This window comes from Mesorhizobium sp. M1328, from assembly GCF_040318075.1.
Lineage (GTDB): Bacteria > Pseudomonadota > Alphaproteobacteria > Rhizobiales > Rhizobiaceae > Mesorhizobium.
Genome location: NZ_JAMYLO010000018.1, coordinates 45,876 through 61,811 on the forward strand (window position 1 = coordinate 45,876; position 15,936 = coordinate 61,811).

General features: G+C 60.0%; 5 protein-coding genes and 3 pseudogenes. 4 read left to right on the top strand and 4 right to left on the bottom strand.

Features of this window, described 5'->3' with window-relative positions; genetic code table 11:
- Nucleotides 1-100 precede the first annotated feature (100 nt).
- Together NKH23_RS25745 and NKH23_RS25750 are read left to right on the top strand one after the other, a co-directional pair.
- A complete protein-coding gene (locus tag NKH23_RS25745) occupies nt 101-3,499 on the top strand; it encodes a TM0106 family RecB-like putative nuclease (protein WP_353035604.1) in 3,399 nt (1,132 codons plus the stop codon).
- Between the two features lie 326 nt (nt 3,500-3,825).
- Nucleotides 3,826-6,724: pseudogene (locus tag NKH23_RS25750) on the top strand (Tn3 family transposase).
- A gap of 542 nt (nt 6,725-7,266) precedes the next feature.
- On the opposite strand, the gene NKH23_RS25755 reads toward NKH23_RS25750, so the two are convergent.
- The gene (locus NKH23_RS25755) at nt 7,267-7,746 is read right to left on the bottom strand and encodes a transposase (protein WP_353035606.1); all 480 of its coding nucleotides are present in this window, start codon (nt 7,744-7,746) and stop codon (nt 7,267-7,269) included.
- Between the two features lie 305 nt (nt 7,747-8,051).
- On the opposite strand from NKH23_RS25755, the pseudogene NKH23_RS25760 reads away from it, so the two are divergent.
- Nucleotides 8,052-9,379: pseudogene (locus NKH23_RS25760) on the top strand (ISL3 family transposase); the annotation flags it as partial.
- 251 nt (nt 9,380-9,630) lie between these two features.
- Here NKH23_RS25760 and NKH23_RS25765 read toward each other — a convergent pair.
- Both NKH23_RS25765 and NKH23_RS25770 read right to left on the bottom strand, forming a co-directional pair.
- Nucleotides 9,631-11,319, bottom strand: a pseudogene (locus NKH23_RS25765) (IS3 family transposase); the annotation flags it as partial.
- Between the two features lie 31 nt (nt 11,320-11,350).
- Nucleotides 11,351-11,548: an SAP domain-containing protein gene (locus tag NKH23_RS25770; protein ID WP_353035608.1), complete on the bottom strand. Its 198-nt coding sequence runs from the start codon at nt 11,546-11,548 to the stop codon at nt 11,351-11,353.
- A gap of 672 nt (nt 11,549-12,220) precedes the next feature.
- Here NKH23_RS25770 and NKH23_RS25775 point away from each other — a divergent pair.
- On the top strand, nt 12,221-14,371 hold the full coding sequence (locus tag NKH23_RS25775) for a TonB-dependent receptor (RefSeq protein ID WP_353035610.1): 2,151 nt from the start codon (nt 12,221-12,223) through the stop codon (nt 14,369-14,371).
- Between the two features lie 461 nt (nt 14,372-14,832).
- Here NKH23_RS25775 and NKH23_RS25780 read toward each other — a convergent pair whose 3' ends face one another.
- Nucleotides 14,833-15,906: an ABC transporter substrate-binding protein gene (locus NKH23_RS25780; protein WP_353035612.1), complete on the bottom strand. Its 1,074-nt coding sequence runs from the start codon at nt 15,904-15,906 to the stop codon at nt 14,833-14,835.
- Between the last annotated feature and the right edge of the window lie 30 nt (nt 15,907-15,936).

A 15,936-nucleotide genomic window follows, 5' to 3' on the forward strand; every position in this document is an offset into this window, starting at 1 on the left:
CGTTCCACCGTCCAAATTCCTTGTCCCCGGCAGGAACCCTAATCTGGTAAGTTAGTGAAAAGGGTTTAACAGAGTCGAGCAGCGGGATCGAAGCTACTGAATGCAAAAGGTTGGAGATTCTCTATTTCTCAGTGCCTCAGACCTCGTAGGGCATCTGAACTGCCATCAGCTGACAACGTTGGATGTCGCAGTTGCGAACGGCACGCTTTCAAAGCCTGCCGTCTGGGACCCGTTACTGCAAATCCTGTGGGAGCGTGGCGCGCGTCATGAGCAGGGCTACGTCGACCACCTGAAATCAATGGGGCTTGGGGTAACGGCCATCGAGGGCGTTGGCGTGGACAATGAAGCGGTAGCGCGCACTCGCCAGGCGATGCTGGACGGCGCCGAGATCATCGTTCAGGGTGCCTTCCGGTCCGGCAACTGGGTTGGGCGAACGGACATTTTGAGGCGGACGAGCACCCCATCCGACCTCGGCCCTTGGTCCTATGAGGTCATCGACACCAAGCTTGCTCGGGAGACCAAGGGCGGAACCGTGCTGCAGCTCTGCCTCTACGCCGAGCTCCTAGCTGACGTGCAGGGCCTGCCGCCCGAACATTGCTACGTCGTCGCGCCATGGACCAACTATGTAGCGCAAACTTACCGGGTGCAGGACTATGGCGCGTATTTCCGGCGTATCCGGAGCGCGCTGGCCGGACATGTCGACTCTTGGGATGGCTTTGAAACTTATCCGGAACCCTGCGAGCACTGCGACGTCTGCCGCTGGCAGAGACGTTGCGAGGGGCAGTGGCGCGCCGACGATCATCTTTCGCTGGTGGCGGGTGCGACGAAAGTCCAGATCGAGGAGCTGAAGAGACACGGGGTCCGTACCGTTGCTTCGCTGGGGGCGATGCCGTCACCACTCCCCTGGAAGCCTTCCCGCGGCGCGCGCTTTTCCTACGAAAGGATTCGCGAACAGGCGAGACTTCAGGTGGCTGGCCGAGAAGCTGGTACATTGCTGCACGAACTGCTGCCGGTGGAATCGGGCTTCGGGCTTGCCTGTCTTCCCGAGCCTTCTCCGGGCGACGTGTTCTTTGATCTGGAGGGTGATCCTTTCGCAGGCGAAGGTGGGCTCGAGTACTTGTTCGGCTATGTTTGTGCGGAAACAGGTGGAGCGATCGCCTATACCTGCGACTGGGCGTTCACAAGAGATGAGGAGAAGGCGGCATTTGAACGCTTCATCGACTTTGTCATGGCAAGGCTGCAGGCGTATCCCGACCTTCATATATATCATTTCGCGCCTTACGAACCCGCCGCGCTGAAGCGGCTCATGGGACGCTATGCAAGCCGTGAGGAAGAGGTTGACTTCCTGCTGCGATCCAAGTGCTTCGTTGACCTTTACAGCGTGATGCGAAGCGGCGTGAGGGTGAGTGTCGAAAGCTATTCGATCAAGAAGCTCGAACCTCTCTACGGATTTCATCGCACTATCCCCCTTTCTGACGCGAACAGGGCACTGGCAAAGCTGCAGGCGGGGCTCGAACTCGGCGATCTAGACCTGATCGGGACCTCCGATCGCGAAATCGTCGCAGGATACAATCGAGACGATTGCGTCTCGACCCTCAGGCTCAAGAACTGGCTGGAAGAACGCCGCGACTCCCTCGTGGAACGAGGGATCCACGTTCCGAGACCTGTTTCGCCGGAAGGACAACCCTCGGAAAAGCTCAGCGAGCGACAGGCAAAGGCCAAGGCACTTCTGGAGCAGCTGACCCAAGACATTCCGGCCGATGTCGGTGAGCGGAGCAACGAACAGCACGCGCGCTGGCTGCTCGCCAATTCGCTGGACTGGCACCGGCGTGAGCAGAAGGCTGTGTATTGGGAGAAATTTCGACTGAGTGACCTGGCTGCTGAGGATCTCATAGATGAACGGGCAGCGCTCTCGGACCTTTCCTTCGTCGCGGTGACTGGCGGAACTGCTAGATCGCCGGTCCACCGTTACAGATTTCCCCCGCAGGAAACGGAATTCCGAGGCGGTGAAAAGCTCCATCGCGTTGGCGGCAGCCCATTCGGCACGGTGGACTGCATTTCCGTCGAAGAAGGATGGGTTGACATTAAAAAACGGGGCGACAGCGTCGCCGTCCATCCAGAGGCGGTATTCTCGCACAAGCGGATCGACAACGAAGTGCTCGCCGACGCTGTGTTCCGGATCGGAGAATATGCCGCCGCGCACGGTATGGAAGGCGATGGTCCGTACCTGGCCGCGAGCGATCTTTTGATGCGGCTTCCACCGCGGATCGGCGGCCAGCCCATTCAGATGGACGGCGAGACGGCACTCCAGGCGGCCCGGCGCATAGCGCATGCCATGGACGGCGGAATATTCCCGATCCAAGGGCCGCCAGGTGCCGGAAAGACCTATACCGGCGCACGAATGATCTGTGCATTGGTTGCTGCGGGCAAGACCGTCGGAGTGACGGCGAACAGCCATAAAGTCATTCGCAACCTCCTCGACGAAGTCATAAGGGCAGCCGAAGAAACGGGCGTCGTCGTCCAGTGCATCCAGAAGCCTGCCGAGAAAGAGGCGGACCAGCCAAGTCTGCGATTCACCATCGACAGTGCCGAGTTGCTCGGCGCGGTCGGCAATGGTGCGCACGTAGCCGGCGGGACTGCTTGGCTCTGGGCTTTGCGCGACGCGGCGAAGGCAGTTGATGTGCTCTTCGTCGACGAAGCAGCCCAGATGTCGCTGGCCAACGTGCTTGCGGTGTCGCAGGCCGCGAGAAGCGTCGTGCTACTCGGTGATCCCCAGCAACTCGAGCAGCCGATGCAGGGCAGCCACCCAGACGGGACGGACGTATCGGCACTGCATCACCTGCTTGACGGTGAACAGACGATCGGAGCCGAACGAGGCCTGTTCCTGGCGGAGACCTGGCGGCTGCATCCTGACATCTGCGCCTACACTTCGGAACTCTTCTACTCCGGACGCCTGCGGCCCCGTCCTGGACTTGAGGCCCAAAAGATACAGTCCGCAGGTTCTTTCTCGGGTACGGGCCTGCGCTATGTGGCCGTTCCTACCGAGGGTAACCAGAACTGTTCTCCTGAGGAAGCGGACCGCGTTCGAGCGATCGTGCAGGAAATTCTCGGCTCAGCTTCCAGCTGGATCGACAGGAACCGCATCGAGCGACCAATCACGCTGTCCGATATCCTCATCATCGCGCCTTACAACGCGCAGGTATTTGAACTCCAAGGCCGGATACCCGGTGCGCGAATCGGCACGGTCGATAAGTTCCAGGGGCAGGAGGCACCGATCGTCATCTACTCGATGACGTCGTCCAGCCATGCCGACGCGCCGCGTGGCATGGAGTTCCTCTATTCGCCCAACAGACTGAACGTCGCGACGTCTCGTGCGAAGTGCCTGTGCATCCTCGTTGCCTCACCATCAGTGTTGGAGGCGCAATGCCGCACGCCACGTCAGATGCAGCTCGCGAATGCCTTCTGCCGTTATCTGGAGTTAGCTATTCTCGCTGCCTAGTGGGTGAAAACCTGACGCTTGGCACCCGACAACAGCGACGTCCCGCCCTTGAAGGGGTCAGAACAAGAGCTGCTCAAAATCGTACGCTAAGGTCGAACGAAGCGTGAACTGAGTTTGCTTGTGTCGCGTGATTTCCGGGGCGCGACGTCTGATCCCAGTGGATAACCGTAGCAGCAGGATTGCTGCTGTTTCCACATCCAGTCCGCTCGGCAACATTCATCGGCAGTTGGTGTTGTATGCGGAGTTGAGCAGTGGCCAGGCGCAAGATTCTCAAAGCTCAGGATCGTCAGGAGCTTTTCGATATTCCGGCTGATGAGGACAGCCTGATCCGACACTATTCATTGTCCGCCGCTGATCGCCTCGAAATTGGCCTGCGCAGGCGCGAGCACAATAAGCTCGGCTTCGCTGTTCAGCTTTGCGTGATGCGACATCCAGGTCGGGTGCTGGCGGCAGGCGAAATTCCGCCCCGCGCGATGCTGAAATATGTCGCCGACCAGATCGGCGCCGATCCCACTGTGTTCACACTATGCCCGCCGGGAAGAGACGCGTCGCGATCACATTGCGCGCCTGATGATCTGTCTCGGCGTCAGAAGCGCGACAGCTCAGGATCGTCGCGCCGCGCTGTTGTCGGCAATAGAGGCGGCCGCGATGTCCGACAGCGGCGCTTCGATTGTGAATGCCATCGTTGCCACGCTGCGAGAACGCGGAACACTGTTGCCCGCGGCGGAGATCATCGAGCGAATGGGGCTGGCGGCCCGTGCCATAGCTCGCCGCCACGCGGAGGGGGCGCTTATCGAAGGTCTGGCACCTGAGAAGCTGCAGGCGCTCGACAAGCTGCTCGAGGTTGATGCGGCGATCGGTCAGACCCGCTTCCATTGGTTGCGGTCTGCGCGGGAAGCGCCCGCGGCTTCAAATCTGGTAGGACTGACCGAACGGATTGCATTCCTGCGCACGCTCGGAATCGATCCCGGTTTGCGGGCGCGCGTGGCTTCCGGGCGGTGGGACCAGATGGTTCGTGAGGGCAATGCCACGCCGGCGTGGCTGGCCAACGACTTCAATGCGAGCCGTCGTCACGCCCTGATCGTCGCGCAGGTCATCAAGCTCGGCGAGAAGCTAACCGATGACGCGGTGACGATGTTCATCAAGCTGATCGGGCGGCTGTTCTCCCAGGCGCATAGCCGCAAGAAACGGCGTCACATGGACCATCGGACAGACACCTCCAAGGCCCTGCGTCTGTTCCTCGATACGATATCGGCGCTGCAGTCGGCCAACGATCGGGGTCAGGACGCACTTGAGGTGGTCGACCAGAAGGTCGGTTGGCACAGGCTGCTTCGGATGAAGCCGGAGCTTGCAGCAATGGTCGAGGAAAATGAAGCATCCCCACTGGTCCTGGCGGCCGAGCAGTATAGTGGCGTCCTCAAATACGCGACGGCGTTCCTGGCGACTTTTACGTTCCGTTCAGCGCGCCGCCACGACTCCTTGCTCACAGCTATTGCGATGCTCCAAAGGCTTCATTCGGAGGGACGGCGTGCACTGCCCGAGCGTGTTCCGACCAGCCATCTCAGTCCAACCGATCGGAAACTGATCTTTGGGCAGCAGAGGCCTGATCGCCGGCTATATGAGATAGCCACGCTCGCCGCATTGCGCGAGCGCCTTCGCTCGGCGGATATATGGGTAGAGGGCAGCCGCTCGTTCCGCCCGATCGACGAGCACCTCATGCCGCGATCTACGTTCACCACGATGAAGGAAGAGGATCGGCTTGGCCTTGGTGTGGGCCGTGACGGCGCCGCCTGGCTGAACGAAGTAAAGCAGGTGCTGAACTTCAATTTGAAGCGCCTGGCCTATCGCGCTCGCGCAGGTAAGCTCAATGGTGTTCGTCTCGAAGCGGGAACGCTGATCGTGACGCCGACTGTCGGCGACGTTCCTGCGGCAGCCGAAGAACTGAACGCAGAGATCAGCGAGATGTATCCGCTGGTCGAAGTTCCTGACCTGCTGAGGGAAGCGTGCATGAGTGGACGGGCTTTGCCGATCACTTCACACATGTCCGCACAGGCGACGCCCCACGAAACGTCTCTGCCATGCTGGCCGGCATCTTGGCCGATGCAACCACTCGGTCCGAAGCGGATGGCCGGCGCTTCCAAGGGCATCAGCGCCCATCAGATTGGCTGGATGCGCACCTTCCATGCCCGATCAGAAACCTATCGCGGCGCTCAGGCCTGCATCACCGACGCACACGCCGGGCACCCGCATTCCCGTCTGTGGGGCAACGGAACGACTGCGTCGTCCGACGGACAGTTCTTCCGTGCGAGCGACCGAGCAGCAAAACGCGGCGACGTCAATCTGCATTATGGCAGCGAACCGGGATCGAAATTCTACAGCCACCTGTCGGACCAGTACGGCTACTTCAGCATCCTGCCCATCAGCCCCACGGAAAGCGAAGCGGCCTATGTGCTCGACGGACTATTCGACCAGGAAACGATCCTGGACATCCAGGAGCATTTTACGGACACCGGTGGCGCGAGCGATCACGTCTTCGGGCTGTTCGCCCTTGTCGGCAAACGCTTCGCGCCTCGGCTACGCAACCTCAAAGATCGAAAGTTTCACACATTCGAGAAGGGCGATGCCTACCCGGCGCTGACGAGCCACATCGGCGCACCGATCAACACCGCGTTGATCCTTGACCATTGGGACGACCTGCTGCATCTGGCCGCATCGATCGCGACGCGCGCCGTCGTCCCCTCGACGATCCTGAAGAAGCTCTCGGCGTCTCCGAAGGAAAGCCAGTTGGCCAAGGCGCTGCGGGAACTCGGCCGGATCGAGCGATCACTGTTCATGATCGAATGGTATTCAAGCCCGGCTTTGCGCCGGCGGTGCCAAGCCGGCCTCAACAAGGGCGAGGCAGCGCACAAGCTCAAACGCGCGGTGTTCTTCCATGAGCGCGGCGAAATCCGTGACCGCTCATTCGAGAGCCAAGCATTCCGCGCTTCCGGTCTCAATCTCGTCGTCAGCGCCATCGTCCATTGGAACACCGTCTATCTTGACCGCGCAGCCACACACCTGCGAATGGCGGGTCGGACTATCCCGGATGACCTGCTCAAACACGTCGCGCCGCTCAGTTGGGAACACATCAACCTCACAGGCATCTACACCTGGGATTCTGAACACCAGATGCCCGAAGGCTTCAGATCGCTTCGCTTGCCAGCACCAATCCGACGGGCGGCATGATGTTCATATTTCGTTTGGCCTTAGCGTACGATTCTGAACAGCTCTTGTTCTGACCCCATCCAGGCGGCCGATGGATATGAGAAGCAGATCGCAACGATGCTCACTTCCAAGTCTACGTTCGAGGAATTGGCTAAGTTCTGTGATGACAACAAAGATAAAATAAACACAGCGACCGAGTTTCTCAGAAAGCAAGATGCACAGTGAGCGAAGCGTACCTTGGTACGATGGAGGATTGTCCGAAACTTACTGCAACAATTTATTGGAGACACCCGGTGGCCTTCTGCGTTGCAGAGATAGTGAATGTGATTCAGTGCAATTGCCGAGGCAAAGAGGCAAATGCTCCGAGTGCAACCGCAGCGCAAGCAGCAGACCGGCCGAAGGACAGCTTCAGAGAAGTACCGGGAACTTCGTTCGTGGCGGGAGTTGCCGACCGACATCGGGTCAGGGTATGTTGCAAAAGCGTGCAGTGTGGAACTGAAAAGCTCGCTTCGATCACGTCGCCGACGGGCTGAGCGCGACCGCCAGCTGTGGCCCCGAGCAGCTCAAGCAAGCCCTAGCTTTTTCCTGAGGTCGGCGTTTTCCTTCCGAAGCCGGTCGGCGAGGAGCTTCTTCAGACGGACATTTTCTTCTTCAAGCTTCACCAGATCCGTGAGCTTATCGCTCTGTGTTGTCTGCCCAGCAGCCTTCTTCCACTGATAGTAGGTCTGTTCCGATATTCCGGCGTTCTGGACAGCGCCCTTAATGCTCTCTCCCCGCCCGATCTGCTTTTCGATCTCGCCCAGCTTTTGGGCCCGCTCTTTCTCGGAATATATTCTCCGCGCTGTCCGGACCGTAGGAGAAGCGACCGCTTTAGATGACGACGCCTGTTGGCCTGCCTTGGCGGCTCTGGTTCGGACAGCACCTTTCTGCTGCCCGGTTCGCTTCCTCGGCTTCGGCGCCATTTCCTTGATATCAGATATCTGTTCCTTCACGCGCATCTCGGCTGGTGCCTGGTTTGCCTCGGTGTCCTTGAGGTCGGCCATGAGACACTCCCTACGATGTCAACATCTATTCTCCCACGCAGCATCAAGAACTTACGGACTTTGTCAACACGGCCGAACCCCTGCTCTCATTGTAGCCAGCGCAGGCCTCAAAAGCAGAGGCTCCGGTGCAGTGCGGCAGCCAACCTGGAGTGACGTCAGAGCACTAGCCTGCATTCCCTGCTGGCGTTGTGTTTTCCTTGAGCATGTTCTCCACACCCTGTTGGCTGTCGCTTGGCACTTGAACGGGTTCTTCCTCACTTTGTGTGGTTCATCCGCTGTTAGTGGCGCTGTCGCTATGGGCGGGCATGCGAACAAAATCGAAATGGTCACCCGGCCCAGGGGCCAAGATTCTGGGTGTCGCGCTCGCTGTTGATGACAGTTGGGTTGTTTCAGTTGCCGGATCCGCGATCGGCATTTGCCCCGATTGTGGTCGGCGAAGCCGAAGTCGGCATGGCTGGTCCAACCGTCACCTCCAGGATCTGCCAGTCCAGGGCAAGCCGGTGACGGTGAAGCTTCTGCTGCACCGCTGGCGATGCTCATATCGCAAATGTGAGCGACAAACGTTCACCGACCGGCTGCCGATGATCGCTGCTCCTTATGCGGCTGGACGAGAAGGTTCGGGGAGATTGTTGGCCTGCTTGGCCACAGCACTGGCGGCCGTCCTGGCGAGCGCTTGATGCAACGGCTCGGCATGCCGGTCAGTGACGACTCCATCCTGCGGCAGTTGAAGCGGGATGCCACGGTCGCTCACCGCAACTCCGAGGTCCGGGTGGTCGGCATCGACGATTGGAGCTGGCGGCGGGCGACAAGCTACGGAACCATCGTGGTTGATCTCGAGCGCCGCTCGGTTGTCGACATTCTGGATGATCGGAGCGTCGAGAGTGCAGCCAGTGGCTGCGGAGCTATCCTTCCGTCGAGGTCGTCAGCTGGGACCGCTGTGGCCTCTATGCGCAGGCTGTTCGCGAGGGCGCACCGCAGGCACGACAGGTCGCCGATCGGTTTCACCTGGTCCAGAATCTTCGCTCGGCCATCGAAGAACAGATGAGCCTTTCTGGACGTGCCACCGGCAGGGCCATCCTGTCGGAGGACGCAATCGTCGACGCTGCGACACATCGCCGGCGCGCCCGTCTCGCGCATAGGCAAGCTCGTCAGGAGATAATCGAAACGCTCCACGCTTTGCGCGACGAGGGACTGTCGTATAGCGAGATCGCCCGCCGGACCGGCTATGAACGTCGCAGCGTAGCGAATTGGCTCAAGTTCAAGGCTCCGCCAGACAGGCGGCGCGCAGCATTGAACCCCACATCACCTTGGTATTTCGAAGCCTTCCTCGCCCAATGCTGGAAGGATGGGAACCGCTGCGGACGGCACCTGTTTCATGACGTCAAGCAGCGCGGCTACACTGGCAGTTTCGCCAATCTGGAGCGGCTTCTCGGAGCCTGGCGGCGGGCCGAAAGAGAGCAGGCGCTAGTCGGTGCCGGTTCGAGATCCGGACACCGGTCATGCGATCTCGCCGGTGATTGCCGCAGCGCTGTGCATCAAGCCGCGAGGCCTGCTGACAGAACGGCAGGCAAGAAAGGTCGATGTCCTGAAGCAGGGATCTGATGCTTTCGCAGAGATGCGCCGCCTGGCGATGCTGACCTGCCACCGAATTTTCATCCAGCGGCAATTAGAGCCTCGGCGGATTGTACGCCGTATGGCGCGGGTTGAGCAACGGGTGATCGGCGGAGCTGGTCGGGGTTGTGCAGCTGATCGCCCGTTGCGGTGAGATTGGCGGAATAAGCCGCGGGCGTGATGTAGCCGAGCGCCGAATGTGGGCGCGATCGGGTAGTCGTCCGCCCATTCGGCGATCGTCGTCCGGGCATGGTCGAGGCCGAAGAACAGGGTTTCGTTCAGGAGCTCGTCGCGCATCCGGCCGTTGAAGCTCTCGCAGAAGCCGTTCTGCATCGGCTTGCCCGGCGCGATGTAATGCCATTCCACCTTGTGATCCTTCGACCAGGCGAGGATGGCGTTCGAGGTGAACTCGGTGCCATGGTCGGAGACGATCATGCCCGGCTTGCCGCGGCGGGCGACGAGTTCCGTCAGTTCGCGCACGACACGCCGGCCCGAGATCGAGGTGTCTGGGATCGCCGCCAGGCATTCGCGTGTCACGTCGTCGACGATGTTGAGCACGCGGAAGCGCCGGCCGCAGGCGAACTGGTCGTGGACGAAATCCAGCGACCAGCGGGCGTTCGGCCTTGCCTCGACCAGGATCGGTGCGCGGGTGCCAACCGCGCGTCGTCGTGACCGTCGCTTGCGAACCGTCAGCCCTTCCTCGCGATAGAGCCGATAGATGCGGTTGATCCCCGACGGCTCGCCCTCGCGTCTGAGCAGGATGAACAGCCGCCGATAGCCGAAGCGCCGGCGCTCAGTGGCAAGGTCTCGCAAGCGGCCGCGCAGTTCCGTCTCAGGCCGCCGGCAGGACCGGTAACGGATCATCTTGCGGTCGGCAGCGACGATCGAGCAGGCCCGCCGCTCCGACAGGCCCATGGCGGCCCTCAGATGCGCGACGGCTTCGCGCTTGGCGACGGGCCCTACCATTTTTTTGAAAGAAGCTCGCGCAGCGCCGAGGCTTCCAGCATCTGGTCGGCAAGCAGCTTCTTCAGCTTCGCGTTCTCCTCTTCCAGCGCCTTCAGCCGCTTGTCCGTTGTTGAACGACAAGAGAGAGCCTCTCGCATTGCGGCCAGAAGCACTTGCAAGAGAGACGACGCCATCTTTATATCCAGTGATTTTGATAATGTTCTCGTTACAGGCGCTATTTCTTGTGCCACTCCACCTGTATCTGCTGAGCTTTTCGAGAACATACCTTGCTGCTTGGAACTGGTTTACTGCTTCTCTGCGAAGTGACTCATACTGCGACTTTGACAGAAAGCCAGTAGAAGCTACAGTGTTCGCAGCTTGCCAACGCTCGATCGCTCGTCTGGTCTGGGGTCCCGGTAAACCATCCGGCCGACTGCGGGTGAAGCGCATCTGTTGAAGCGCAAATTGTATAGAACCCCACTCCACCCTGCCAAGAGACAGCTGTCTCTCCGCCTGCCGCGGAGAAAGAGTATATGCGGGTGCGTATTGTTGAGGCGACTGAGTAGCGTTTCTGGGGTAGTCACTCGCCGTATAATTCAGGATAGCGCCGACCGCTAATCCAACCAGGATGGCGATTACTACAACGCTAAAACCGCCTGACGAGCTCGAAGAGCTGGAGGAGCTGGAAGAATGAGACCAATTCGACGAGCTATATGACCTCCCACCTCCACCGCTGCCGCGCTTTTCCGATTTCTCTTTGGCCTTCGAAGGAGGAGTATCAAAAACGCCGGGGTCGTACTTCCTGTCACTCTCCCCGTTTTTAAACGCATCGGACCAAACGTCACTGCCTACAAAACCTAGCAAACGAAGGGTGTTTCGGGTTAGGGAATCCCCCTCTCTGCCTGTCTTGTATCCATCAGTGTAGTTGCGATTGTCCTGGTCGTTCTTCGAATCAAAGACACCCACGCGACCGCCTCTCAATCGACGAATGTACACAAAAGCCGGCAAGAATAGCATTCTCACCGGCACCGCTCAAGGTCTCACTGGGTTAGTTAATCTTCGGAATTTTGATGATGTCTCCTACCTTGACGCCTTCGGTGACAAGATCTGGATTATTGTCGAGGTCATCTTGGTTGATCTCGTGATTTACCATCTCGGCATCGACAATACTTAGAATGGCATCGGTGATCCGTTCCAGGAGAGCGGCCTTATTCCCGCCGGTGGCTAACCCCAACGTGATATCCACCGCGACCCGCTAAACAGGCTTGGCTTTGCCTTCAGCTCCTGCCCGAGCGGCGCGGCCGACCTATGAATTCATCGCCAACGCCAGTGGTTGGCGGCACCGGACGAAGAAGGGGTATGGCGATGCGACCCGCCGCAACCGGGATCGGGCGCAGGAAGCCGAACGCTATCGTGGTTCGGGCACATGTGCACCCGCCGCAGGCTCTCACCTGCTGCGCGCTTCGCCCTGCGGACAGTAGACAGCGAAGTCTCCGCGGGCGCGAAAATCTCGCGACGGCGGCTCGACTCCGGGACCGGTCCGCCACTTTTGGGAAGTCATCCGTGCAGGTGCCTGGCCTGGACCGTGCCATCTGTCTCCTGACCGCATCAATGCCATCGCCCTCTTTCAGCCGGCGGGCCTCCCGACCGCCGGATCGATGATGACGATCCCTCTGAAGAATAGTCTTTTTGGAAGAGCGTGACGGTCTGCGCCGTCTTTACCGTGTTTCAGCCTTCAAGGAATCCTATCTTGGCTTCGTGGCGCTCGCCTCAATCAAACTATGGCTGCCCTTTGTCCACGAAGCCTAGTAGTTGACAAGAACACTCATGTTATCTAGCTACCACCCCCTGACCATTTTCACCCAGCTCCTGCCAGGGCAAGGCAAACATTCTTGGTCTATGGCATGAGGGGACTTGCATGAGGAAATCCGTTGGGCTGTGCGCCGCACTGGCCGTGGTCGTGGGTCAGGACGCCGCTGCGCAGGAGGCGACGGTGCTTGAGCGCATCGTGGTGGAGGGGCTGGGTGGTGTGCCCCTGACTGCAACGATCGGCACCTTGCCGGAAGCGTATCCGGGGGGACAAGTCGCGCGAGGCGGGCGCCTGGGCCTGCTCGGCAACCGCGACATCATGGATACGCCGTTCAACATAGGCAGCTACACGGCGGAAACCATCGAGGATCAGGGGGCACGCACAGTGGCCGACGTGATGATCAATGATCCTTCCGTACGGAGCACCCATTCAACCGGCGGGATATTGGATTCCTTCTATATTCGCGGCTTTCCGATCAATGAAGGCAATTTTGGCGAGGTCGCGTTCGACGGCGTGTTCGGGGTCGCGCCGACCTATCGCCTGTTCACCGACTATGCCGAACGTATCGAGGTCCTCAAAGGACCGGCGGCGCTGCTTTATGGCATCGCGCCGAACAGCAGTGTCGGGGGCACCATCAATATCGTCCCCAAGCGCGCGGCCGAGGTCGATCTGACACGGTTTACGGCGGATTATACCTCGAACCTGCAGGGTGGCGGGCATGTCGATGTGAGCCGGCGTTTCGGCGCCGAGCGTCAGTTCGGGGTCCGCTTTAACGGCAGCTATCATGGCGGCGACACACCGATCGACGACCAAACGCGGGACGTGCCGGTTGGTGCCTTGGCGCTCGATTATCAGGGCGAGCGGCTGAGAGCGACGCTAGATGTCATCGGACAGCGGGAAGATTTCCAGGCGCCGCAACGCCCGTTCTTCCCACTTTCCGGTTTCGCAATACCAGAGGCGCCAGACGGCCGGCTTAACGTTCAGCAGTCGTGGGAGTGGTCCAAGAGCGAAGATCTGTCATGGCTGGGACGCGTCGAATATGATCTCACCGACCAGGTGACGGTGTTTGCCGCTGCCGGCGGGGGCAACTCGCGCATCGAGCGCCTCTTCGGGACGCCAGTCATCTTGAACTCAGCCGGGGACGTCAGCGTAACGCCTCAGAACTACGTTTTCGATATTGACAGAACGACAGCGGAAACGGGCCTGCGCGCCAGCTTTGACACGGCCGCCATTGCGCATTCCGTCACGTTGCAGGCAAGTCATTTTAATCAGAGCCTCGGCCGGGGCTTCAATTCGGGAACGGCTCAGTTCACCAATATCTACGATCCTGTCGCCAGGCCCTGGCAAGACGTACCGGCTCCAGCTTCGGCGCCGAAGGTATCGGAGAGCGAGTTATACGGATTTGCCCTCGCCGACACCTTGTCGATTTTTGATGAGAGGGCGCAGCTGACAGTCGGAGCGCGGTGGCAGCATATCGCGTCGGAAAACTTCAACTCGACCACCGGCGCCGTCACCTCATCCTCCGACGAAGGCGCATTCACGCCGCTGGTCGGCCTAGTCGTCAAGCCGTGGGAGAACGTGTCGCTTTATGCCAACTATGTCGAAGGGCTGAGCATAGGCGATACGGCGCCGACGACGGCCGTGAATGCGGGCGAAACATTGGCGCCGTACAGGTCCAGGCAGATCGAGATTGGAACCAAGATCGATCTGGGCCGCCTGGCCGTGACATTCAGCGCGTTCCAGATAGAAAAGCCCTTTGGGCAGCTTGAAACCCGCGGCAGCGATCTCGTGTTCGTAGAAGGCGGCAAGCAACGCAACCGCGGCCTGGAATTCAACGTCTTCGGGGAAGTGACGCCGGGTGTGCGACTGCTTGGCGGCATTACGCTGCTCGAAGGCGAGTTGACGAAGACAAACAGTGCTGTAACCCTCGCCAATACGCCCATCGGCGTGCCGTCGGTCCAGTTCAATCTTGGCGCTGAATGGGATACGCCCTTCCTGCAGGGGCTCACGCTGTCAGCCAACGCCATCCACACCGGCAGCCAGTATGTCAATACGGCTAACACGCAGGAGATTCCCTCCTGGACGAGGCTCGACCTGGGTGCCCGCTATCATACGGACATTCAGGATCGTCCGGTCACCTTCCGGGCCGCCATCGAGAACGTGTTCGACCACGACTACTGGTCAGGCGTCGCCAGTTACGGCACGCTGGCGCAGGGCGCGCCGCTTACCGTGAAGCTGTCAATGACAACGGATTTTTGATGGCGGGGACCCGCGTGACGCGCCCAGCTTCAAATCGCGTCGTCGAGGATCAGATGGACTGCCCGCCAAGCAGCGTCCAACGCGCGCCCTGAAACGAAGTCGGCCGCGAGGTTTGCCGGCGTCAGGACGCGAGCCGTCGTGCCGAAATCATGCAAGATTCCACCTGACAGAATTGCGACCTGGTCAGCGAATTTCAGTGCAATTGAGGTCGTGCAGAGCGATCATCACGATCATCCCGCTGTCATAAACAAGGCCGCACGCGGCGCCGCATGGCCTCCAACTGCCGGTGCATATCGAGCGCGCTGGTTGGTTGTTCGCAAAGCAGGCGGGTCGCGCACCAGACATTGGGCAAGCCCGACAAGCTGGCGCCGACCGCCGCTCAAACTGTCGCCTGACACTAGGCGGGCGCTCTATAAATGCCATGCCCGAGCGGGAAACCGCTTCGGGCCGGACATCGGTCATCACGGGCTATCTGAGAGACTGACGCTGTAGCCGGGCTGGTGATCGATGGGCAGGAATCGGCGGTGATATTCGGCAAAGGTTGCATCGGGGTCGAGATCGTCGAACAGGTTCGGGTGGAGCCACTTCGCCAGCTGCTGGACTGCGATAAATTCATAAGGGCTGTTGTAGAACTGGTGCCAGATGCCGTGGAAATTTCGCGTCTCTTGGGCTGCAATGCCGGTATAGGCTTTGCGGGTTGGGAACCATTCGAGCTTTTTGCGCATCACCTGCGGGTCCGCGCCGGGACCGAGGGGGATCCAGTGTCCGCCGGGGACATAGGCCTCCCAGTCGGCGCTGGTAATGACCACGTGATCGGGGTTGGCGGCGATCACCTGTTCGGGGTTTAGCTGCCCGAATGTCGCCGGGATGATGTCGCTGCCAATGTTGTGACCACCGGCGAGCTCGACGTAGTTGCCGAAATTCTCGGCGCCGAAAGACAGGCAGCAATCGTCGGAATAGCCACCGATACGTTCGATGAAGACCTTTGGACGTTGCGGTTTGTGTTCGGCGAGGACGTCGCTCACCCGCGCCATGGCCTTGTGGCGAAACGCGATGATCTCTTCCGCGCGCGCCTCGCGCCCCATGATCTTGCCCAGGAGGCGGATGGTTGGCTCGGTGTTCTCCAGCGGATGATGGCGGAAGTCGATGTAAAGAACCGGAATGTCCAGCGCCGCCAGCTTCTCGACAAATTTGGCGTCTTCATTGGCCCGCATGGCTTCAAGGTTGAGCAGAACCACGTCGGGTTTCTGGATGATGGCTGACTCGATATCGAGCAGGCTGTCTTCCGAACCCTTGAAAGCGGTGAGCTTTGCCAGGTCGGGAAACGCTTTGAGATATTGCGCGTAAGTCGCCGGATCGGCCTCGATCAGGTCGTTGCGCCAGGCAACGATACGAGCCAGCGGATCTTCGGGTTCCAAAGACGCTATGAGATAGAGCTGACGGCCCTCGCCCAGAAGCATGCGCTTGACGGGCGCATTCAGCTTTACCTCGCGGCCGGCAATATCGGTGACGACGAGCGGCGCCTGCGCCTCCATCATCGCCGATTCCCCGGCACATGCCGGTGC

What these genes read in the sequence shown, in the direction of transcription:
- NKH23_RS25745 (WP_353035604.1), top strand. Translation starts at nt 101, where the DNA reads ATGCAAAAGGTTGGAGATTCTCTATTTCTCAGTGCCTCAGACCTCGTA.
- NKH23_RS25755 (WP_353035606.1), bottom strand. Translation starts at nt 7,746, where the DNA reads ATGGCCGACCTCAAGGACACCGAGGCAAACCAGGCACCAGCCGAGATG.
- NKH23_RS25775 (WP_353035610.1), top strand. Translation starts at nt 12,221, where the DNA reads ATGAGGAAATCCGTTGGGCTGTGCGCCGCACTGGCCGTGGTCGTGGGT.
- NKH23_RS25780 (WP_353035612.1), bottom strand. Translation starts at nt 15,906, where the DNA reads ATGGAGGCGCAGGCGCCGCTCGTCGTCACCGATATTGCCGGCCGCGAG.